The following is a 21,221-nucleotide window of genomic DNA, read 5'->3' as shown; positions in this document are numbered from 1 at the left end:
GCTCGTCCTCAGGCGACGCGCGGGGCGGCCGACAGCTCGGTGAACAGGTTCTCCCATATCGGCATGATCGCCTCGGGGGCGTAGTCACGGGCCGTGCGGGCGGCGGCGGAACCCAGCCGCAGGCGCAGCTCACGGTCGCCGATGACGCGGATGAGCGTCCCGGCCAGCTCGTCGACGTCCATGGGCGGGACCAGCAGGCCGTCCACCCCGTCGGTCAGCACGTCGCGCGGGCCGGTCGGGCAGTCGAACGCGACGACCGGCAGCGCGTGGGACATCGCCTCGATCATGACCATCGGCAGGCCCTCGAACCGGGAGCTGAGCGCGTACACCGAGGCCCGGGCCAGCTCCTCGTCCAGCCGGGGGGTGCGGCCCATCAGCTTGACGCTGCCGTCGAGGCCGAGCTCGCCGACGAGGGCGCTCAGCTCGGTCTTCTTGGGGCCGGTGCCGTAGATGTGCAGCCGCCAGTCGGGGAAGCGCCGCACGACCTGGGCGAACGCCGGGATGAGCAGGTCGAGGCCCTTCTGCTTGACGAGCCTGCCCGCCGCGATCACGATCGGGTTCTCCTGCGCCGAGGGTCTCCGGCGCAGGGTGTGGACGGCGTTCGGGATACGGACGACCGGCGTGCCGGGCAGCAGGCGCCGGTACGTGTCGCGGTCGGTGCCGGTGAGCACCGCGACCGCGTCCAGCCTGCCGTAGTGGCGGGCGATCTGCCGCCGCACGCTCTCGCGGTGGGTGGTGAAGTTCATGTGCTCCTGGGCGACGCGGACCACGCCGCTCGGGCCGCGCCGGGCGGAGATGAGGTTCAGCGCCGGGCGGGTGGTGACCAGGACGCCTCCGTCGAGGGCGGAGACGTGGTCGATGACGGCCTTCTCCACGCGCTCGGTGAAGTAGCCGGCGGCGAACTCCCCGGGCGGGACGACCTTGCCGCGCACCCTCCGCCAGATCCGGCGGCCCATCGAGTCGGTGCGCACGCCGCCGCGCTGGTCGACCAGCGTGGTGATCTCCACGCGCCCGTCGATGGGGAACTGGGGCCTGGCGCGGCGCCGTACCACGCTGATGATCTCGACGTCGTGGCCGGCCGCGGCCATGGCGTTGGCCTGGTTGACCACCGTCCGGATCGTGCCGCCCATGCCGTAGGCGTGCAGGAGCATGTAGCGGATCTTCACCGGCTCTCGTCCCCGTCGAGGTAGCCCCAGGTCCGGGACATCGGACGGAGTTCCTCGGGGATCTCCTCCGGGCGGGGCAGGGCGCGTCCCTCCTGGACCTTCCCGGACCGGATCTTGTCCTTCCAGTCGCCGAGCCCTTTCTGGACGACCGTCTGCTCGCCGTAGGCGAGCATCACCGGCTCCCACGGAATGCCCAGGAAGTCGCAGATCCGGCGGGTCTCGGCCTCGGGATCCGCCGTGAGGTCCTCGTAACGGAGGGTCAGGCCGGGCAGGTCAGCCCTGGCACGTTCCACGGCCTTCATATAGCGCAGCGCGTCGAGCGCGGCCTCGCGCGGGGTCCGCCGGTCGGGGCTCGCCTCGTGCCAGGAGGTCGCGATGGAGGCGGGGTGACGCAGCAGGAAGACGAAGCGGGCGTCGGGCCAGCAGGTGGCGATGCGCCGGTGGGCGAAGGCGTTGGCCGGGGTCTTGTCCACGATGTGCGCTTTACCGCTGCGGACCAGCTCGCGGTGGAGGACCCGGTCCCACAGCAGGTGCTCCAGGTCGGCCTGGTTGTGGCCGAGTGCCTCCATGGCGCGGGCGGCGAGCGGGGTGGTGAGCCCGACGGACAGCCGCCGCACGTGCAGCTCATGCGGGGCGTGCAGCATCGGGTGGGCGTTGAGCATCGCGCGCAGCAGGGTGGAGCCGGACCTGACCGGCGAGAGGATGAAGATCGGGGCGGTGAGCAGCCGGTCGCTCCGCGGGTCGGCGGGGAGACGGACGAGGTCGTCCGCCGCCACCGCGGGCGCCCGTCCCGCGCCCCTGGCGGCGGACCCGGCGCCGGCTTCCGCCTTCCCGACGCGAGTGATCTGGAACCCGGTCAGCTCCTTCACGGCGGCGTTGGCCTTGCGTTTCCAGTTCATCCCATGGACGCTATCGAGCTTTCCTGACAGTGACCTGGGGATTCCTGACGGTTACCTGGAAGTCCCCTGGGAGTGCCCGCGCCGTCCGGCCGGGGCCGGACGGCGCGGAGGCGGGCCGGGCCGGAGACGGACTCGGACGCGGATTCGGGGCGGAGACGGGCGGAGACGGACATGCGGCGGCGGCCCCGCTCCCCGCCCTGATGGGCGTCGGGGAGCGGGGCCGCCGGCGGTTCTCACCGTCCCGCACCGTTGCGGGGGTGGAGGCGCTTACCGGACGCCGCGCCTGCGGTACAGGCTGACGGTCAGGATGACGCCGATCGCCGCGACGGCCACCTGGAGGAGCAGCTCGATCCAGTCGATGCCCGAGGTGTGGGCCACGCCGAGAGCACCGGCGATGGCGGTACCGATGAAGGCGGCGACGATGCCGATCACGATGGTCAGCCAGATCGGGATGTGCTGCTTGCCCGGCACGGCGAGACGGCCGAGGGCACCGACGATGGCTCCGATGACGATGGCGGTGATGATTCCGGTGACAGTCATGTTCACACTTCCTTTTGCTCGGCTGCCGATCGTCTGCCCCGGCACGGGACGGCAACACATAACAGAACAATTACGGCCTGATGGGACGGGTGAACATCCAGCTCAGAGCCCATTCCGGCACTCGCAGAAAAAGCCGTGACAGCCCGGGAGGGCCTTCCGGAGAGGGCTTCGGCCGCGTGACGGAAGGGCCGGGAGGAGCCGGGGAGAACTCTGGGAAAGGCCGCGGGAAGGCGCGGGGACGACACGGAGAGAACACAGAGAGAACACGGAAAGAACACGGAGAGAACACGGGAGGCACGGCTCGGGGCGGAAGCGGCATCGGCGGCCGGCCTCGCCAATACCTCCCCTATGGATAAGCATGAACCTTTCTTGAGGGATAAAGCCGTGTGACGAGTGCTTCGGTTGGATATTTCGTTCCTTATTGGGCAAGTCTGCTCGGTTTCGGAGCGGGAGGGCGAGCCGTACGGCTTCCAGAAGGGGCGTGCATGGCGGACCCGCGGAAACTCCCCGGTCTCATCGCCGAGCTGGCGGCGGAGTTCGCCGGCACGGCGATCCTGATCCTGTTCGGGGTGGGCGTCGTGGCACAGGTCGTCGCCGCCCACATCGGCGACCACGACAGCGTCTCGTGGGCCTGGGGCCTGGGCGTCACCTTCGGCGTGTACACCGCAGGCCGGATCAGCGGCGCGCACCTCAACCCCGCCGTCACCGTCGCCCTCGCCGTCTTCAAGGGCTTCTCCTGGCGCAGGGTGCTGCCGTACTGCGTGGCGCAGATCGCCGGGGCGTTCGTCGCCGCCCTCCTCGTGCGGTGGAACTACACCGAGATGCTGCACGCCGCCGACCCGGGACTGACGATCAAGACGCAGGGCGTCTTCTCCACGCTGCCCGGCAACGGCTCGCTGCCCGTCGGCCTCTGGGGCGCCTTCCGCGACCAGGTGATGGGCACCGCGATCCTGCTCTTCCTCATCTTCGCCGTCATCGACGTCCTGAACACCCCGCCCGGCGCGAACCTCGCCCCCTTCGTCATCGGGCTGATCGTGGTGGCGATCGGCATGGCCTGGGGCACGAACGCCGGCTACGCCATCAATCCCGCCCGCGACTTCGGGCCGCGCCTGGCGTCCTTCCTCACCGGCTACGAGACCGCCTGGCGGGACCAGTACGGCCAGATCTACTTCTGGGTGCCGATCGTGGCCCCGCTGATCGGCGGCGTGCTGGGCGGAGCCCTGTACGAGCTCCTCGTCGGCCGGTTCCTGCGCCCCGGGGAGGAACCGGAGCCCGGCAGGCTGCCCCCCGGACCGCCCTCCCCCTGAGAAGGCGTCACCGGCACAGCGACCGGAACAGTGAAGGAGGGAACCCATGGCGGACTTCGTCGGAGCGGTCGACCAGGGGACGACGAGCACCCGGTTCATGATCTTCGACCACGGCGGCAACGAGATCGCCCGCCACCAGCTCGAACACGAGCAGATCCTGCCCCGGGCCGGCTGGGTCGAGCACAATCCGGTGGAGATCTGGGAACGCACCCGCTCGGTGATCGAGACCACCCTGGCCAGATCCCGCGTGACCGCCGCCGACCTCGTCGCCCTCGGGATCACCAACCAGCGCGAGACCGCGGTGGTGTGGAACCGGCGCACCGGCCGGCCGTACCACAACGCGATCGTCTGGCAGGACACCCGCACCGACCGCATCGCCTCGGCTCTGGACCGCGACGGCCGCGGCGACGTCATCCGCCGTAAGGCGGGCCTGCCGCCGGCCACCTACTTCTCCGGCGGGAAGATCCAGTGGATCCTGGAGAACGTCGACGGGGTCCGGCAGGCCGCCGAGGACGGCGAGGCGATCTTCGGCAACACCGACACCTGGCTGCTGTGGAACCTCACGGGGGGAAGGGACGACGGAGTCCACGTCACCGATCCCACCAACGCCAGCCGCACCATGCTGATGGACCTCGAGACGCTGGAGTGGGACGACGAGCTGCTGTCGTTCTTCGGCATCCCCCGCGCCATGCTGCCCGCCATCAGACCCTCCTCCGACCCCGGCCTGTACGGCGTCACCCGGGCGAACGGGCCGCTGGGCCGCGAGGTTCCCCTCTCCGGCGACCTGGGCGACCAGCAGGCCGCGACCGTCGGCCAGGTCTGCTTCGACGTCGGCGAGGCCAAGAACACCTACGGCACCGGCAACTTCCTGCTGCTCAACACCGGCCACGAGCCGGTCCGCTCCAAGAGCGGCCTGCTGACCACCGTCTGCTACCGGTTCGGCGACGAGCGGCCGGTGTACGCGCTGGAGGGGTCGATCGCGGTGACCGGCTCGGCGGTGCAGTGGCTGCGCGACCAGCTCGGCATCATCTCCGGGGCCGCCGAGAGCGAGGCGCTGGCCCGCCAGGTGGCCGACAACGGCGGCATCTACTTCGTGCCGGCGTTCTCCGGCCTGTTCGCCCCCTACTGGCGCTCCGACGCCCGGGGCGCGATCGTGGGCCTGTCGCGCTACAACACCAACGCCCACCTGGCCCGCGCCACCCTGGAGGCGATCTGCTACCAGAGCCGCGACGTGGTCGAGGCGATGCGGCAGGACTCCGGCGTCACCCTGGACGTGCTGCGGGTCGACGGCGGCGTCACCGCGAACAACCTGTGCATGCAGATCCAGGCCGACGTGCTGGGCGTGCCCGTCTCCAAGCCGGTCGTCGCCGAGACCACCGCCCTGGGCGCCGCCTACGCCGCCGGGCTGGCGATGGGTTTCTGGAAGTCCACCGACGGGCTGCGGCAGAACTGGAACGAGGAGCGGCGCTGGGAGCCGAGATGGACCGAGGAGCAGCGCGAGCACGGATACGCCGGTTGGAAGAAGGCCGTGGAACGCACGTTCGGCTGGGTGGACGTCGACTGACCGCGCCCGGACCGTCCGGACCGGGAAGTCCGGGAAGCCTGAGGGGCCCGGGGAGCCCGGGGAGCCCGGGGAGCCCGGGAAGCACGCCCGTCCCGCGCAGGCGGGACGACGACACGGGAGGTGCCCGTTGAACGAACCCGCATTGGGACCGCTGTACCGGGAGTCGGCGCTGCGGCGGATGGGCGAGAAGGAGTACGACGTGCTGGTCGTCGGCGGCGGGATCGTCGGCGCGGGAGCCGCGCTCGACGCCGCGTCGCGCGGCCTGACGGTCGCGCTGGTCGAGGCGAACGACTGGGCGGCCGGCAGCTCCAGCAGATCCAGCAAGCTGATCCACGGGGGCCTGCGCTACCTGGAGCAGTTCGACTTCGGGCTGGTGCGGGAGGCGCTGAAGGAACGCCACCTGCTGCTGACCCGGCTGGCGCCGCACCTCGTCTGGCCGGTGCCGTTCCTCTACCCGCTGACCCACCGCCTCTGGGAGCGGTTCTACGTCGGCGCGGGCATGACCCTCTACGACTTCCTGGGCGGGCTGCGCGCCGTCATGCCCCGGCACCGGCACCTGACCCGCCGCGGCGCGCTGCGGGAGGCCCCCGCCCTGCGCCCCGACTCGCTGGTCGGCGCCCTGCAGTACTTCGACGCCCACACCGACGACGCGCGGCTGGCGATCGCGATCGTGCGGACGGCCGCCCGGTACGGCGCCGCCGTCGCCAACCGGGTCCGCGCCGGCAGCCTGCTCCGCGACGGCGAGCGCGTCGTGGGCGCGCACGTGACGGATCTGGAGAGCGGCCGGGAGATGGACGTCCGGGCCCGCGTGGTGATCGGCGCCACCGGGGTCTGGACCGACGAGACGCTGCGGATGGCCGGGGCAGGGAAGAGCCTCACCGTCAAGCCGTCGAAGGGCGTCCACATCGTCGTCCGCCGCGACCGGCTCGACCTGAACACGGCGCTGATCCTGCGGACCGAGAAGAGCGTGCTGTTCGTGATCCCCTGGGACGACTACTGGATCATCGGCACCACCGACACGCCGTGGACCCTGGCCCGGGACCACCCGGTGGCCAGCCGCGCCGACATCGACTACATCCTCGACCACGTCAACGCGGTGCTGACCACCCCCCTGGGCCACGACGACGTCGAGGGCGTCTACGCCGGGCTGCGGCCGCTGATCGCCGGCGCCGCGACCGGCACCGAGAAGCTCTCGCGCGAGCACCTGGTCGCCAACCCGGTGCCGGGCCTGGTGACGGTCAGCGGCGGCAAGTACACCACCTACCGCGTCATGGCCAGGGACGCCGTCGACGCCGCCGCCGAGGAACTGGGTTCCGGCGTGCCGGAGTCGGCCACCGAGCGGCTGCCGCTGCTGGGCGCGACCGGCTACGAGGCCGTGTGGAACGGCCGCCGCAACCTCGCCGAACGGTACGGGCTCGGCGTGGGCCGGATGGAGCGGCTGCTGCGCCGCTACGGGTCCGGCGTCGAGGAGCTGCTGGAGATCGTCGGGGCCGACCCCGCTCTGGGGGAGCCGCTGCCCGCGGCGCCGGACTACCTGCGGGCCGAGATCGTCTACGCGGCGTCGCACGAGCAGGCTCTGCACCTCGCGGACGTGCTGGCCCGCCGTACCCACGTCGCCATCGAGCAGCGGGACCGGGGCCTGGCGGCCGCGCCCGAGGCGGCGGCCCTCGTCGCGCCCGTGCTGGGCTGGGACGAGGAGACGGTCCGGCGCGAGACCGAGGAGTACCGCCGGCTGGTCCACGCCGAACTGGCCGCCGAGAGCCAGCCGGACGACGAGCACGCCGAGGAGGCCCTGCTCTCCTCCGGCTGACACCCGCTCCGCACGACCTGCCGAGGCGGGCCGTACCCCTCTTCCCTGGAACCGGCGTCATGGCTGTTCCGGCGGGTCGGGGACGAGCAGCCCCCGGTTGAACGCCTCGGCGACCGCCGCGGCGCGGTCGCCGACCCCGAGCTTGGCGTAGATGTTCAACAGGTGGGTCTTGACGGTGGCCTCGCTGATGAGCAGCCTGGCCGCGGCGTCCCGGTTGGTCGTCCCGGCGGCGACCAGCTCCAGGACCTCCAGCTCCCGCCGGCTGAGCGGCTTGGTCCCGGGATCCCGGACCCGGCTCATCAGCCGGGTCGCCACCGACGGCGAGAGCACGGCCTGCCCGTGGGCCGCCGCGCGTACCGCCCGCAGCAGTTCGTCGCGGGGAGCGTCCTTGAGCAGGTAGCCGGTGGCACCCGCCTCGATCGCCGGCAGGACATAGCTGTCGGTGTCATAGGTGGTCAGCACGAGCACCCGCGCGGTGACGCCCCGCCGGGCCAGCTCGGTGATCGCGGTCAGGCCGTCCATGCCGGGCATCCGCAGGTCCATCAGGATCACGTCGGGTGCGAGGACCTGGGCGAGCCGGACCGCCTCGGCGCCGTCGCCGGCCTCGCCGAGCACCTCGTAGCCCGGGTCGCGTGCGAACATGCCGCTCAGCCCGTCCCTGACCACGGGGTGGTCATCCACGATCAGCAGCCTGATCGGGGCGCCGGTCGCGTGGCTCATGCCACGGCCCCCGCGGGCGCGACCGGGAGGCAGGCCGAGACGGCCGTTCCGGCACCCGGTTCCGACTCGATCTGAAGCGTCCCGGACAGGCTCTCGATACGCTGCCGCATCGCGACGAGGCCGAACCCGCCGCCCGGTGTACCCGCGTCCGGAGGCCGCGGACCGTCGCCTCCCGCGCCTCCCGCGCCTCGCGAACCGCCGCCGCCGTCACCGAGCCGGTCCGGTTCGAAACCCCTGCCGTCGTCACGCACGTCCAACGCGACCTCGTTCTCCATGTAGGACAGTGTCAGCCCGACCATGGTCGCCCGCGCGTGCCTGGCGACGTTCGCCAGCGCCTCCTGTGCCGTGCGCAGCAGCGCGATGTCGACCTCAGGCGGCATCGGCCGTACCGTGCCGGTCGTGGCCACCTGGACCGCGACGCCGTGCAGCGCCGACCAGCGTCCGGCGACGTCGGCCAGCGCCTCACTCAGCCGGGCCTCCTCCAGCGCCTCGGGGCGCAGGGCGTGGACCGACCGCCGCGCCTCGGACAGGCTCTCCCTGGCCAGCCGGGTCGCCGCCCGGACGTGCCGGCGCCACAGCGTCTGGTCGTCGGCGAGCTGCTCGGCCGCCTGCAGCTGGGTGACGATCCCGGTGAGCCCCTGCGCCAGCGTGTCGTGGATCTCGCGGGCCATCCGCTGCCGCTCGTCGGAGACCCCGGCCTCCCTCGCCTGGATCAGCAGCTGCCGCTGCAGGCCGGCGTTCTCGGCCATGCTCGCCTCCAGCCTGCGGTTCGCCTCCCGCACCTCCACGAGGGCCTGCTCCCGCAGTTCCTCGCGCTCCTCGCCTTTGCGGCCGAGCCAGGCGAGACCGCACATGGGGAATACGTTCACGGCGAGGACCACCAGGTAGGCGAGCACGCCGTAGAGGTCCGTCTTGGGCACGGAGGACGCCTGTGCTGTGCCCGCCACGATCGCCACCCCGCCGATGGCCGCCAGCTCCGACGGCCACGGCAGAACCCGGAAGGCGTAGAAGTAGCCGACGGGGGTGAAAAGCCCGAACCAGGGGTCCCTGACCACCAGGATCGCCATGAGCACGATCAGCCCGCCCATGAACAGCCCCATGATCCGCGGGCGTTCCCGCCAGGCCGGATGCAGGGTGAACATCCACAGCATCCACGCCGCCGTCAGCGCGCACAGCGCGAGATCGACGCCGAAGAGGTCGCCGTCGGACCCCCTGATCGCCACCGTGACACCGGTCATGATCGCCAGCAGGACGTAGGGCACGACGGTCACCAGCGGAAGCAGCCCCCGGTTCCACCGGTCCTGCCGGGTGTGCGGCGTCGGAGCGCTCATCTGCATCCTTTCCGCCGCGGCCTACTCCCAGCGGAACAATTTAGCGGCGGCCAGTCCGAACACCACCGCGTACACCGCCATGACCAGCAGTTGCTGCGGGTGCGGCCAGTCTCCCCCCGCCGCCCGCTGCAGCGCCTGGACCGCCGCGCCGAGCGGGGTGCCGTGGCTGAGGTGACGCAGGAGCGTGGGCATCTGGGCGATGGGCACCCACAGACCGGCGAAGAACATCATCGGGAAGAACAGGACCGTGCCGATCGCCTGGGCGGCCCGCCCGCTTCCGGCGACCGCGGCGACGAACAGGCCGATCGCCTGCAGCGCGGCGGCGGCGAGCAGTGCCGCGACGGCGAACCCCGCGGGCTGCTTCGGCGGAGCCACGCCGTACGCCACCCCGGCCACCACGAGGATCACGGTCGCCGCGACCACCGTGACGGCGAAATTGACCGCGAGCTGGGCGGCGAGCACCCGGACCGGCCCCATCGGCGTCGTCCGCAGCCGGCGCAGGACGCCTTTCTCCCGGTAGCCGGCCAGGACCATCGGCAGCGCGCTGAGCGCGAGCAGCGCGATCGAGAACGCGATCAGGACGGGCACGTAGACATCGAGCAGGGTGGCGCCGCCGAGTTCCTTCTCCGGCTTGCCGAAGGAGGGCAGGCTGCCGAAGACGATCAGCAGCACCAGCGGGAACCCGACGCCCCAGACGGGCCCGACCCGCTCACGAATGAAGAGCTTCAGCTCGGTGACGGTAAGCCGTCCGAGCGCGGAACGCGACACGGCCGCCGGCGGCGCCGCGGTGGTGGTGACGGACATGATCATTCTCCTGATCCGATATGACGTGGCCGGTCAGTTCTCACCGGGCCGGTTCCGCCCGGCGGGACGCCCGGTCTCCGGGCGCCGCCCGGTCAGCGCGACGAAGGCGTCCTCCAGGCTGGCCCGCTCCACGCGCAGTTGCCGCGCCACGATGCCGTGGCGGGCCAGCGCGGAGATGACCGCGTTCAGCGCGTCGTCGTTTCCCGTGACCGTCACGACGTCGTCCCGGCGGGTCACGCCGGTCACCTCGGGAAGATCGGTCAGCAGCCGGTCGTCGAACGGCGCGGACGGCCGGAAGCGGATCCGCTGCTCGGCGTGGATCCGCCCGGTCAGCCCGGCCGGGGTGTCCACCGCGGCGACACGGCCCGCGTCGATCAGCGCGATCCGGTCACACAGCCGCTCGGCCTCCTCCATGAAGTGGGTGACGAGCACGATCGTGACGCCGCGGGAACGCACATCCTCGATCAGCTGCCAGGTGTCACGTCTGGCCTGCGGGTCGAGGCCGGTGGTCAGCTCGTCGAGTACGGCCACCCGCGGGTCCCCGACCAGGGCCAGCGCGATCGAGAGCCGCTGCCTCTGACCGCCGGACAGCTTCCCGTACCTGGTCGAGCTCTTGTCCGCGAGCCCGAGCGCGTCCATCAGGGCACGCCGGTCGGCCGGCTCACGGTAGAAGGAACCGTAGAGCTCGAGCGCCTCCCCGACCTTCAGCCGGTCGGGCAGCGCGCCGTCCTGGAGTTGCACGCCGAGCCGCTGGGTCAGCTCGGCGCGGTCGCGCCGAGGGTCGAGCCCGAGCACGCTGATCTCGCCCCGGTCCGGCCTGCGCAGCCCCTCGACGCACTCCACCGTCGTGGTCTTGCCCGCGCCGTTGGGGCCGAGGATCCCGAAGATCTCCCCCTCCTGGACGGTGAAGGAGACATCGTCGACCGCCACGGTGTCCCCGTAGCGCTTGTGCAGGTTGCGCACCTCGATCACTGCCGGCATGTGGTGGCCCTCCCGGTGTTCCGGCCCGTCGCGTCCATGTGCCTTCAGCCTCGCGGGATCCGGCCGGACGCGGTATCGACCGTCCGGCGAGATTCCGCGGCTCCCGGGCCGAGGCACCGGATGGACCGGACGGTCGAGCCGATCCACCGATCGGTTGAGCCGGGGGGCGGGGTCCACACGGACGACGCCGTCCCGGGGGCGGCCTCCCCCGTCGGGAAAGGACGCTGCGGGACGGTGGAACGGCGGGGTGTGGATGGCGTACGGTCCTACTCATGTGCCGGAGCATCAAGACCCTTCGTGAGCCGTACTCCAGCGACGTGACGGACGAGGACGTGCGGGCCGCCGCGTTGCAGTACGTCCGTAAGATCTCCGGTTTCCGGGCCCCGTCGGCGCGCAACGCCGAGGTCTTCGACCGGGCCGTGGAGACCATCGCCGCCGCGACCCAGGTCCTGCTGGACGACCTGCACCTCCCCCGCCCGGCCGCGCCGCGGCCGGGAGCCTGACGGCCGTCCCGCTCCCCGGAGCGGGACGCCCGGGCAGGCCGGGTGGGCCGCCCCGGTCAGGCCGTACGGTCAGGCCGGGTCGGCGGGCTCGCCGTCGCGGGGCCGTACGAGATCGCGCAGGCTCTCCGGGACGGGCGCGCCGGCGGGGAGTGATCCCTGCCCCGGTGACGCGGTGCTCTTCGGCACGGCGCCCTTCGAGACGGCGCCCGCCATCCGGTCGAAGAAGCGCAGCATCTCGACCGGGAAGGGCATCACCAGCGTGGAGTTGCGCTCCGCCGCGACCTCCACGACGGTCTGCAGCAGGCGCAGCTGCATGGCTCCCGGGGTGTCGTGCATGATGCCCGCCGCGTCGGCGAGCTTCCTGGACGCCTGGAACTCCCCGTCCGCCGTGATGACGCGGGCCCGGCGCTCGCGCTCGGCCTCGGCCTGGCGCGACATCGACCGCTTCATGGTCTCGGGAAGCTGCACGTCCTTGATCTCCACGCGGTCGATGTGGATGCCCCAGCCGATCGCCGGGCTGTCGATCATCAGCTCCAGGCCCTCGTGCAGGCGCTCGCGGTTGCACAGCAGGTCGTCCAGCTCGCTCTTGCCGATGATCGAGCGCAGCGACGTCTGGGCCACCTGGCCGACGGCGAACAGGTAGTCCTCCACCTCGATGGCCGCCTTCATCGGGTCCACGACCCGGAAGTAGACGACCGCGTCCACCTTGACCGAGACGTTGTCGCGGGTGATGCCCTCCTGGGCGGGCACCGGCATCGTGACGATCTGGACGTTGACCTTCTTCATCCGGTCCACGACCGGGATGAGGATCGCCAGGCCCGGACGGCGCGGGTTCGGCAGCGCCCTGCCGAACCGGAAGACGATGCCCCGCTCGATCTGGTTGACCACGCGGGCCCCGCCCAGCACGACCCAGGCGACGATGAAGGCGATGATCCCGTACAGGATTTCGATGAACATCTCAAACCCCCTTTTCTCAGCATTCGCCTGGCCTCTCACCGGCCTGTAGGGCCGAAGGTCCCGAACCCGGCGCGGTCGCCCGCCGTGACCGCCGGGCGGGGACGCGGCGGTCACGCCCGGCGGGCGGGGACGCGGCGGACACGGTCCCGCCCGGCGCGCGACGGGCGCGGCGGGCCACGGACGGGACGACCACCGCGAGCGGCGGGCGCGACGGGCGCGGCGGGCCACGGACGCGGCGACCACCGCGAGCGGCGGGCACGGGATCCGCGGCCCGGTGGGCGCAAGGACCTTCCCGGGCGGGTCCAAGGTCCCTTCCTCCGGGGGCCCGGCAGAGGTGACGCTGTGGCATAGGGGGTGTTCGCCATGGAAGCCAAGCAGTGGAACGTGCAGATCTTCATCAGCGAGGACGACAACGACGACGTCACCACGGCCAGAGCCGTGCTGTTCACCGACCGCGGCAAGCGGCACGAGGGCGTCGCGCACGCGCGGCGCAACCCCGTCGACCAGCCGGTGCCGGAGATCGGCGACGAACTGGCGGTGGGCCGCGCGCTGTCCACCCTGGCCGCCCAGCTCATCCAGGACGGCGCCCAGGACGTCGCCCAGATGGCGGGATCCTCCCGCGAGTACGGAGGCTAGACGGGTCCGCTCCTCCACCCATGTCCACCCACGACCCCGCCGGACCGTCGGCGGGGCCGTCGGCGCGCCCGGAGGGAGGCCGCGGGGCGGGGCCACCGACGGTCCGGGCCAGGGGCCACCCGGACCGGGCCGTGCGTCCGGGGACGGGACCGCGAGGCGGGGCCCGCGTGTGTTCCACATCACAGAGATGAAGAGTGTGTGCCCGGGACATGTCCGGGGGGTTTCGACGGATCTACCTTTCCCTGAAAGGACCGGTGAACCCGGTTGTCAAAGGAGTACGTCATGGCCGCACCCCCCGCACCGCCCGCACCCTCCTCGTCCCCCCGGCTCCGCCCGTCACGGCCCTCCGCCGTCCTCACCGCCGCCGCGACCGCGCTGCTCGTGCTGCTCTGCCTGCTCGGGGCGTCCCTGGCCGGGCCTCCCGCGCGGGCGGCGTCACTGATCCAGGTCGGCTCGTTCGGTTCGAACCCCGGCAACCTCGCCATGTACGCCTACCGGCCCGACGGCCTGCCCTCCGGCCGGCCGCTCGTCGTGGCCCTGCACGGCTGCACGCAGGACGCGAACGGCTACTTCACCAACTCCGGCTGGCGCAAGTACGCCGACCAGTGGGGTTTCGCCCTCGTCCTGCCGCAGACCAGCGGTTCCAACAACTCCTCGAAGTGCTTCAACTGGTTCGAGACGGGTGACACCAGCCGGGGCCAGGGTGAGGCCGCCTCGATCCGCGCCATGGTCGCCTACGCGGTCGCCAACTACGGCGCCGACTCCGCGCGGGTCTACGTCACCGGCCTGTCGGCGGGCGGCGCGATGTCCGCGGTGATGCTCGCCACCTACCCCGACGTCTTCAAGGCCGGTTCGGTCGGGGCCGGGATCGCCTACCGCTGCGCCGCCGGCCTGACCCAGGCCACCTCCTGCCAGTACGGCGCCACGAACAAGACCCCCCAGCAGTGGGGCGACCTGGTCCGGGCCGCCTACAGCGGCTACTCCGGCCCCTACCCCCGCGTCGCCGTATGGCAGGGCACGTCCGACTACACGGTCACCCCGGCCAACGGCACCCAGCTGCGCGACCAGTGGACGAACGTGCGGGGCGTCTCCCAGACGCCGACCTCGACGTCGAGCCTCCCCGGCGGCACGTCGCTGAAGGTGTACGGCAACAATGACGTGCGCCTGTACGAGATATCCGGGATGGGCCACGGCCTGCCGGTCGACCCGGGCAGCGGCCCCGACCAGTGCGGCAACGCCGCGGCGTACTTCCTCGACACCATCTGCTCGGCCTACCACGACGCGCGGTTCTTCGGCCTGGACGGCGGCGGCGGGCCGACCGCCACCCCGACCGCCACGCCCACCGTCACCCCGACGGCCACCCCGACCGCCACGCCGACGGTCGCCCCGGTCTGCGTGACGGCGAGCAACTACGCCCACACCACGGCGGGCCGCGCCTACGCCTCCGGCGGATACACCTACGCCAAGGGGTCCAACGACCCCATGGGACTGTGGAACGTCCTGACCACCCACACGCTGATGCAGACCGGCCCCGCCTACTGGGTCCTGGCCGACGGCCGGTGCTGATCCGCGCGGGGTCGTGCTCCCCGGTACGGCGGGGCGCGCGACCCCGCCGTGCCGCGGGTCACGGCCGCCCGCGCGGCACCGTCCGGTCACGGCGGCACGCGGAGCCCCCGGGTCACGGGCCGCGTGGCCGCCGGCGGGCCCGCGATCCGTACCGGCTTCCGGCCCGATTACCGGTGGAAGTTCATGTTCGGGTAGACAGAGGGTAATCCACCTTCCTTCGGTGAAGGTCCCCGCGTGACGTGCGGTCACGTGATCGTCGAGGACCGGGGCGTCCCGTCCCCCGTCCGGTCGTTCCCCTCCGGGGCACGGCGGCCGCTTTCCTCCGGTCACGCCCGGCACCTGCCCGCCACCCCATCGGAAAGCCGCTCCATGAGCAACGACAGCACCGGCGTGCCCGCCGGGTTCCGGATCGCCTTCGACCTGTCCTCCCACGAGACGCGGCGGCGAGCCGCGGTCGTCGCCGCGCTCGGGGTCGACTGGGATCCCCCGGCCGTGATGCGCGCCGAGCAGGAGGCCCACGACCTCCTCTACTCCGGCCTCGACCCGCGGCAGCGGGAGATCTACGACATGCTCGTGGCGGCCGGGGTCCTCCCCGGAGGGGAGACCGGCGATGCTGCCCATTGACCCCTGCGCCGACCTGGGCCGCAGGGCCTGGGTCCCCTGCCCTGGATGCCGCGACCACCGGGACTGCGCCACCTGCGGCGCGGGCCGCAACTGCGCCGACCACTGGCGCTACCTCCTGGGCGTCACCGGCAGCCGTCTGCACCTGCAGTGCCCCGGCTGCACCCACCTGTGGGAGCACGAGACCGGCTTCGGCGCGGGCGGCACACGCCCGTTCTGACCGGCGCGGCCGTCCCCCGGGGTGCCTCCCCGAACGCCGCCCGTTCCGACGGCGTCCCCGTCCCGTCCGGTCCGCGACACGTCCCGGCGGGGACACCGTCCGTGACGGCCCGGGGCGGTTCCGCCCGTGTCAGGGCCGCCCCACCGGGCAGATCTGCCGGTGTGAGGCGGCGACCGGCAGGAGGGTCCGATGATGTTCGTGGGAACCTCCGGCTGGCAGTACGCCGACTGGCGCGGGGAGCTGTACCCTCCGGGGCTGCCCCAGCGGCTCTGGCTGGAGCGCTACGCCGAGTGCTTCGCCACCGTCGAGAACAACAACTGCTTCTACCGGCTCCCCGCCCGCGAGACGTTCGAGGACTGGGCGGCGCGCACCCCCGCCGGGTTCGTCATGGCGATCAAGGCGAGCCGCTTCCTCACCCACGTCAAACGGCTCAAGGACCCCGAGGAGCCGGTCGGGCGCATGCTGGCGGCGGCCGGCGGCCTGGGTGACAGGCTCGGCCCCGTCCTGCTGCAGCTCCCGCCCACGCTGCGGGCCGATCCCGAACGTCTGGACGCGTGCCTGCGGGCCTTCCCGGCCGGGGTGCGCGTCGCCGTCGAGCCGCGCCACCCGTCCTGGTGGACCGAGTCCGTACGGGATGTCCTGTCGGCGCACGGCGCGGCGCTGTGCTGGGCCGACCGGCTGGGCCGGCCCCTCTCCCCGCTGTGGCGCACCGCCGGCTGGGGGTATCTGCGCCTCCACGAGGGGCGCGCCCGTCCCCGGCCGTCCTACGGCGACACCGCGCTCCGCTCCTGGCTGCGCCGCCTGGAGCGGACGTGGGGCCGCGACCGCGACGTCCACGTGTACTTCAACAACGACCCCGGCGGCGCCGCCGTACGGAACGCGATACGCTACGCGGCGCTCGCGCGGGCCGGGGGATGGCCCGTGAGCCGCGCCCCCGGCAGCGTCCGCGACATCCCCGCCGGGGCGCGGGACGACGCCACCGGAGACGACGGCACCGGAGACGGGAGAGATCATGACCACGCCCACGGGTGACGGAATCATCGACGTCGAGAAGGCCCGCCTGGACACGCCGGGCTGCGCGTCCGTCGCGCACCTCAACAACGCGGGGGCGGCGCTGCCGCCCGCCCCGGTGCTCGACGCGGTGAACGGGCACCTGCGGCTGGAGGCCGTCACCGGCGGTTACGAGGCGGCCGACCAGGCCCGGGAGCTGACCGAGGGGTTCTACGACGCGGTGGCCGGGCTGGTCGGCGCCCACCGCGACGAGATCGCCTACGTGGAGAACGCCACCCGCGCCTGGGACATGGCGTTCTACGCGATCCCGTTCGCCCCCGGCGACCGGATCCTCACCACGACAAGCGAGTACGCCAGCAACGCCATCGCCTTCCACCAGGTGGCGAAGTCGCGTGGGGTGAGCGTTGAGACGCTGCCCGACGACGGCGACGGGCAGCTGTCCCTCGACGCGCTCGCCGCGGGGCTGGCCCGGGGCGGGGTGCGGCTCGTCGCGATCAACCACGTGCCGACGCACAACGGCCTGGTCAACCCGGCCGCCGAGGTGGGCCGCCTGTGCCGGGAGGCGGGCGTGCTGTTCCTGCTGGACGCCTGCCAGTCGGTGGGCCAGCTCGCCGTGGACGTCACGGAGATCGGCTGCGACATGCTGTCGGCGACCGGGCGCAAGTTCCTGCGCGGCCCGCGCGGGACCGGATTCCTGTACGTGCGGCGCGACCTCGTCGGGGAGCTGGAGCCGCCCTTCCTCGACCTGCACTCGGCCGAGTGGACCGCCCCCGACCGCTACGAGATCCGCGGCGACGCCCGCCGGTTCGAGACGTGGGAGCGCTACGTCGCGGGCCAGATCGGGCTGGGCGTCGCCGCCGGCTACGCCGCCGCCCTGGGCGTCGCGGCCATCGAGGAGCGGGTGACCGGCCTGGCCGCCCGCCTGCGCGATGAGCTCGCGGCGACGCCCGGCGTGACGGTGCTGGACCGCGGCGCCCGCCGCTGCGGCATCGTCACGTTCACCGTCGCGGGCCACGAGTCGGCCGGGGTGAAGGGCGTCCTGCGGGAGCGTGGGATCAACGTCAGCGTGACCGACCGGGCCCACCAGCGTCTCGACCCGAACGCCGTGCCGGCCGCGGTGCGCGCCTCGGTGCACTACTACAACACCGACGAGGAGCTCGACGCCCTGGTCTCCGCCGTCCGGGGGCTCACGACGCGACACTGAACACTTTCCGTGTCGGAACCGTCACAGCGGGGATAACCGGGAAGGAGTCCGCCGATCCCGGCGCCGTGACGTTCCAGGGGGAGATATGGCTGCTCGAAGTGCCGGACCGGCCGCCGTGGCGATGGCCGCGCTGCTGACGGTCGCCCTGCTCGGCGGGTGCGGCGGCGACCGGCGGCCGGCCGCCCTGCCGCCCGAGGCCCCGGTGGTCGCCACCTCGTCGGCCGCGGCCGCTCCGCCGCCGCAGGCGGGCCCCGAGCTGGAGTACGACGGGGAGTGCCCCACCGGGGCCAACGCCAGGCCGTTCGCCAAGACGCGCTTCGCGCTGCACGCGGGCCTCGCGCTGGGGGCGTTCTACCGCTACATCTACCGGCCGCTGCGCAGCGGCGGGTTCAAGGCCGGGGCGGAGAAGCGCAAGCGCACCTTCGCCAAGGCCGCGGTGGCGGGCCTGTTCACCGTCCACGAACTGAAGGTGGCCCGCGGGTTCGCCCTCGCCAACCCCGGCCTGTGCCGGAGCGTCAAGGCGGTGAGCGACCGCTTCGACGCGCTGACCGCCAAGCTGCGCAACGGCACGGCCACCGAGGCCGACGTGACCGCGGGCAGGGAGGCGTTCGGCCAGCTCCAGCAGGGCGCCGCGCAGGACGGCTACAAGTTCAAGGAGAAGAACGTCACCGTCCCCGGCGCGAGCTGACCGGCCCGGCGCTCCCGCGCGCCGCGGGAGCGCCGTAAGGGCAGAGCGGCCCGGGACCGCGGCAGCACCGTACGGACAGGGCGACCCGGGACCGCGGGAGCGCGGTCCGGCGGGATTGCGGGGGGCGTGCGCGGGGAAGCGGTTGGCCGAGGGCGTCAGGCACCGGCCTGCGCCCGACCCCCGATCCCCCACCCCCGCGGGAGCTGACACGATGCCGAGCCGACGACCGGCCAAGGGACGCCGGACCGGGAGGAACCGGGCCGTCAGGAGGAAGGGCCGGCCCGGAGGGTTCGGGTGGACCGACCTGTTCCTGTGGGGTGTGGCCGCCGTGCTCGCCTACGCCGCGCTGCGGAGCGCGCTGCCGTTCGCCCGTGCGCACCTGCCGTGGTTCACGGCGGCGGCCGTCGCCGTGCTCGCCCTGGCGGCGGCCGTGCCGGTCGTCCGGGCCCGTACGGTGGCCGCGCGGCAGCGCCGGTGGTTCGAGGCGAACCTGGAGTTGGAGCGGGTCGACGGGCTGACCGGCCCGGAGTTCGAGGCGCTCACCGCCGGGCTGCTGCGGCGGGACGGCTTCCGCCGGGTCCGGGAGCTGGGCGGCTCCGGCGACCGGGGTGTGGACCTCACCGCCGTCGGACAGGACGGCCGGCGTTACGCCTTCCAGTGCAAGCGCTACGCCGGCAACGTCGGCGCCCCGGAGGTCCGCAACTTCCTGGGCGCCCTGGCTCACGCGTTCGCCGGGCACACCGGTGTGCTGGTCACCTCCGGCCGGCTGACCCGCCAGGCCCTCGCCGAGGCCGGGGAGGCGGGCCTGATCCTCGTCGAGCGCGACCGGCTGGCCGGCTGGCTGCGGGGCGAGCCACTCCCCCGCGAGCCGCTGCGGTCCGGCTGATCCGCGCGGTCAGGAGCGCAGCTCGGGGAAGTCCTCGTCGCGCCACTCCGCGGGCAGCCCGCCCGCCTGTCCGGCCTTCTCCTCCAGACCGCGCAGCTCGACCCGGCGGATCTTGCCCGACACCGTCTTCGGCAGCTCGGCGAACTCCAGGCGGCGCACCCGCTGGTACGGCGGCAGCCTCTCGCGGGCGTGGCGCAGGATGGCCAGCGCGGTCCCGCGGTCCGGCTCCCATCCGGCCGCCAGGGCGACGTACGCCTTCGGCACCGCCAGCCGCAGCTCGTCCGGCGCGGGCACGACGGCCGCCTCCGCGACCGCGGGATGCTCGACGAGCACGCTCTCCAGCTCGAACGGGGAGATCTTGTAGTCGGACGACTTGAACACGTCGTCGGTGCGGCCGACGTAGAAGACGTAGCCGTCGGCGTCGCGGACGGCCACGTCGCCGGTGTGGTAGTAACCGCCGGAGGTCGCCCGGGCGTGGCGCTCGTCGTCGCCACGGTAGCCGGTCATCAGCGAGACGGGCCGGCGGCCGAGGTCGATGCAGATCTCCCCCTCGTCGCCGGGCCGTCCGGTGACCGGGTCGACCAGCGTCACCGGCACGCCGGGCATGGGCAGGCCCATCGAGCCCGGTTTGACCGGCATGCCGGGGACGTTGCCGACCGACAGGGTGGTCTCGGTCTGGCCGAAGCCGTCACGCAGGGTCAGCCCCCAGTGGCGTCGGACCTGCTCGATGACCTCGGGGTTGAGCGGTTCGCCCGCCGAGACGATTTCCCGCAGCCGGCCGGGACCACCGGACAGATCAGCTTTTATCAGCATCCGCCATACCGTGGGCGGGGCGCAGAACGTCGTCACCCCCGCGTCGCGTATCCGCTCCAGCAGCGCCCCAGGGTCGAACCTCCGGTAGTCGTGGACGAAGATCGTGGCCTCGGCGATCCAGGGCGCGAAGAAGCAGCTCCAGGCGTGTTTGGCCCACCCGGGCGAGCTGATGTTGAGGTGCACGTCGCCGGGGCGCAGACCGATCCAGTAGGCCGTCGTCAGGTGGCCCACCGGGTAGGAGACCTGGCTGTGCTCGACCAGCTTGGGCCTGCTGGTGGTGCCGGAGGTGAAGTACAGCAGCAGCGGGTCGTCCGGCGCGGTGCCCGGATGCGGCGCGGGCGGCGCCGGGGCCGCGTGGGCCTCGGAGTAGTCGGCCCAGCTCGCTGGGGCGCCGCCCACGCAGATCCTCGTGTAACCTCCGCCCACCCCGTCGAACTTGGCGGCGTCGGCGGCGTTGGCGACGACGTGCCGCACCCCGCCCCGCTCCACACGATCGGGCAGGTCGGCCGGGCCGAGGGCCGTGGTGGCCGGGAGGATCACCGCCCCCAGCTTCATCACCGCCAGCATCGACTCCCACAGCTCGACCTGGTTGCCGAGCATCAGCATCACCCGGTCGCCCCGGGAGACGCCGTGGGCGGCCAGGAACGCCGCGACCGCGTCGGAGCGGCGGGCCATCTCGTCGAAGGTGAGCCGGGTCTCCGAACCGTCCTCCCCGACCACCCGCAGGGCGGTGCGGTCGTTGCCCCGGGCGATCGCGTCGAACCAGTCCACGGCCCAGTTGAACGGGTCCTCGAAGCGGGGCCAGGTGAACTCCGCGACCGCTCCGGCGTGGTCGCCGCCCGCGCCCAGCAGTCCGTCACGGGCCCTGCGGTAGATCTCGGTGTTGCCGGTGGCGCCCATGGCGGCGGCTCCTCTCGGCGATCGCCCATCGGTGATCACCACACGGTACGCCCGCGCCGCCGCCTCCGGCAGTCCCCGGCGGCCTTCCGCCGCC

The 21,221-nt window shown here is 72.9% G+C and carries 21 protein-coding genes; 12 read left to right on the top strand and 9 right to left on the bottom strand.

Annotated elements, in window-relative coordinates; all coding sequences use genetic code 11:
- Window positions 1-8: 8 nt before the first annotated feature.
- The 3 genes from ACZ6W9_RS23015 to ACZ6W9_RS23005 all read right to left on the bottom strand — a co-directional run bounded on the left by ACZ6W9_RS23015 (window position 9) and on the right by ACZ6W9_RS23005 (window position 2,605).
- Entirely contained in the window at window positions 9-1,166 is a 1,158-nt protein-coding gene (locus tag ACZ6W9_RS23015; RefSeq protein ID WP_389964024.1) for a glycosyltransferase family 4 protein, read from the bottom strand.
- Window positions 1,163-2,065 (bottom strand): sulfotransferase family protein, encoded by a 903-nt coding sequence (locus tag ACZ6W9_RS23010; RefSeq protein ID WP_470119543.1) that lies wholly within the window; start codon window positions 2,063-2,065, stop codon window positions 1,163-1,165. The genes ACZ6W9_RS23015 and ACZ6W9_RS23010 overlap by 4 nt, the downstream gene beginning before the upstream one ends.
- Before the next feature lie 267 nt (window positions 2,066-2,332).
- Window positions 2,333-2,605, bottom strand: a complete 273-nt coding sequence (locus ACZ6W9_RS23005; protein WP_389964031.1) for a GlsB/YeaQ/YmgE family stress response membrane protein — start codon at window positions 2,603-2,605, stop codon at window positions 2,333-2,335.
- Between the two features lie 485 nt (window positions 2,606-3,090).
- Between ACZ6W9_RS23005 and ACZ6W9_RS23000 the strand changes: the two genes are divergently transcribed.
- The 3 genes from ACZ6W9_RS23000 (at window position 3,091) to ACZ6W9_RS22990 (ending at window position 7,286) form a co-directional block, all read left to right on the top strand.
- A complete protein-coding gene (locus ACZ6W9_RS23000) occupies window positions 3,091-3,912 on the top strand; it encodes an MIP/aquaporin family protein (protein WP_389964034.1) in 822 nt (273 codons plus the stop codon).
- A 46-nt stretch (window positions 3,913-3,958) separates the two neighbouring features.
- Window positions 3,959-5,476: a glycerol kinase GlpK gene (gene glpK, locus ACZ6W9_RS22995; RefSeq protein WP_389964037.1), complete on the top strand. Its 1,518-nt coding sequence runs from the start codon at window positions 3,959-3,961 to the stop codon at window positions 5,474-5,476.
- 127 nt (window positions 5,477-5,603) lie between these two features.
- Window positions 5,604-7,286, top strand: coding sequence for a glycerol-3-phosphate dehydrogenase/oxidase (locus tag ACZ6W9_RS22990; RefSeq protein ID WP_389964039.1), 1,683 nt, complete (start codon window positions 5,604-5,606; stop codon window positions 7,284-7,286).
- Between the two features lie 57 nt (window positions 7,287-7,343).
- Here the strand turns inward: ACZ6W9_RS22990 and ACZ6W9_RS22985 are convergent, their stop codons facing one another.
- From ACZ6W9_RS22985 to ACZ6W9_RS22970, 4 genes are read right to left on the bottom strand one after another with little or no spacing between them, the layout of a single operon-like run.
- Window positions 7,344-8,006, bottom strand: coding sequence for a response regulator (locus ACZ6W9_RS22985; RefSeq protein ID WP_389964041.1), 663 nt, complete (start codon window positions 8,004-8,006; stop codon window positions 7,344-7,346).
- Complete coding sequence (locus tag ACZ6W9_RS22980) at window positions 8,003-9,337, bottom strand: sensor histidine kinase (RefSeq protein ID WP_470119540.1); 1,335 nt, start codon at window positions 9,335-9,337, stop codon at window positions 8,003-8,005. The genes ACZ6W9_RS22985 and ACZ6W9_RS22980 overlap by 4 nt, the downstream gene beginning before the upstream one ends.
- A 21-nt stretch (window positions 9,338-9,358) precedes the next feature.
- The gene (locus ACZ6W9_RS22975) at window positions 9,359-10,141 is read right to left on the bottom strand and encodes an ABC transporter permease (protein WP_389964047.1); all 783 of its coding nucleotides are present in this window, start codon (window positions 10,139-10,141) and stop codon (window positions 9,359-9,361) included.
- Between the two features lie 33 nt (window positions 10,142-10,174).
- Entirely contained in the window at window positions 10,175-11,122 is a 948-nt protein-coding gene (locus ACZ6W9_RS22970; protein ID WP_389964050.1) for an ABC transporter ATP-binding protein, read from the bottom strand.
- 272 nt (window positions 11,123-11,394) lie between these two features.
- Here ACZ6W9_RS22970 and ACZ6W9_RS22965 point away from each other — a divergent pair, with 272 nt between their 5' ends.
- A complete protein-coding gene (locus ACZ6W9_RS22965) occupies window positions 11,395-11,625 on the top strand; it encodes a DUF2277 domain-containing protein (RefSeq protein WP_362933120.1) in 231 nt (76 codons plus the stop codon).
- Between the two features lie 69 nt (window positions 11,626-11,694).
- Here the strand turns inward: ACZ6W9_RS22965 and ACZ6W9_RS22960 are convergent, their stop codons facing one another.
- Complete coding sequence (locus tag ACZ6W9_RS22960; RefSeq protein WP_470119537.1) at window positions 11,695-12,582, bottom strand: slipin family protein; 888 nt, start codon at window positions 12,580-12,582, stop codon at window positions 11,695-11,697.
- 363 nt (window positions 12,583-12,945) lie between these two features.
- Between ACZ6W9_RS22960 and ACZ6W9_RS22955 the strand changes: the two genes are divergently transcribed.
- The 8 genes from ACZ6W9_RS22955 (at window position 12,946) to ACZ6W9_RS22920 (ending at window position 19,414) form a co-directional block, all read left to right on the top strand.
- Entirely contained in the window at window positions 12,946-13,218 is a 273-nt protein-coding gene (locus ACZ6W9_RS22955) for a DUF1876 domain-containing protein (protein WP_362933114.1), read from the top strand.
- A 282-nt stretch (window positions 13,219-13,500) separates the two neighbouring features.
- The gene (locus ACZ6W9_RS22950; RefSeq protein ID WP_389964057.1) at window positions 13,501-14,784 is read left to right on the top strand and encodes an extracellular catalytic domain type 1 short-chain-length polyhydroxyalkanoate depolymerase; all 1,284 of its coding nucleotides are present in this window, start codon (window positions 13,501-13,503) and stop codon (window positions 14,782-14,784) included.
- A 369-nt stretch (window positions 14,785-15,153) separates the two neighbouring features.
- The gene (locus ACZ6W9_RS22945) at window positions 15,154-15,408 is read left to right on the top strand and encodes a DUF6400 family protein (protein ID WP_389964060.1); all 255 of its coding nucleotides are present in this window, start codon (window positions 15,154-15,156) and stop codon (window positions 15,406-15,408) included.
- Window positions 15,395-15,625, top strand: a complete 231-nt coding sequence (locus tag ACZ6W9_RS22940; protein ID WP_470119535.1) for a hypothetical protein — start codon at window positions 15,395-15,397, stop codon at window positions 15,623-15,625. The genes ACZ6W9_RS22945 and ACZ6W9_RS22940 overlap by 14 nt, the downstream gene beginning before the upstream one ends.
- 189 nt (window positions 15,626-15,814) lie before the next feature.
- Window positions 15,815-16,657 (top strand): DUF72 domain-containing protein, encoded by an 843-nt coding sequence (locus ACZ6W9_RS22935; RefSeq protein ID WP_470119533.1) that lies wholly within the window; start codon window positions 15,815-15,817, stop codon window positions 16,655-16,657.
- Window positions 16,638-17,840, top strand: a complete 1,203-nt coding sequence (locus ACZ6W9_RS22930; protein ID WP_470119531.1) for an aminotransferase class V-fold PLP-dependent enzyme — start codon at window positions 16,638-16,640, stop codon at window positions 17,838-17,840. Before ACZ6W9_RS22935 ends, ACZ6W9_RS22930 begins: the two co-directional genes overlap by 20 nt.
- A gap of 85 nt (window positions 17,841-17,925) precedes the next feature.
- Window positions 17,926-18,528, top strand: coding sequence for a hypothetical protein (locus ACZ6W9_RS22925; protein ID WP_389964071.1), 603 nt, complete (start codon window positions 17,926-17,928; stop codon window positions 18,526-18,528).
- Between the two features lie 211 nt (window positions 18,529-18,739).
- Window positions 18,740-19,414, top strand: a complete 675-nt coding sequence (locus ACZ6W9_RS22920) for a restriction endonuclease (protein WP_389964074.1) — start codon at window positions 18,740-18,742, stop codon at window positions 19,412-19,414.
- A 9-nt stretch (window positions 19,415-19,423) separates the two neighbouring features.
- On the opposite strand, the gene ACZ6W9_RS22915 is transcribed toward ACZ6W9_RS22920, so the two are convergent.
- Window positions 19,424-21,127 (bottom strand): AMP-binding protein, encoded by a 1,704-nt coding sequence (locus ACZ6W9_RS22915; RefSeq protein ID WP_470119529.1) that lies wholly within the window; start codon window positions 21,125-21,127, stop codon window positions 19,424-19,426.
- Between the last annotated feature and the right edge of the window lie 94 nt (window positions 21,128-21,221).

The sequence above is a fragment of the Streptosporangium sp. NPDC053982 genome, from assembly GCF_055585205.1.
Note: the sequence above shows the minus strand (reverse complement) of the source record. Positions and strands in the feature narration are given on the sequence as shown.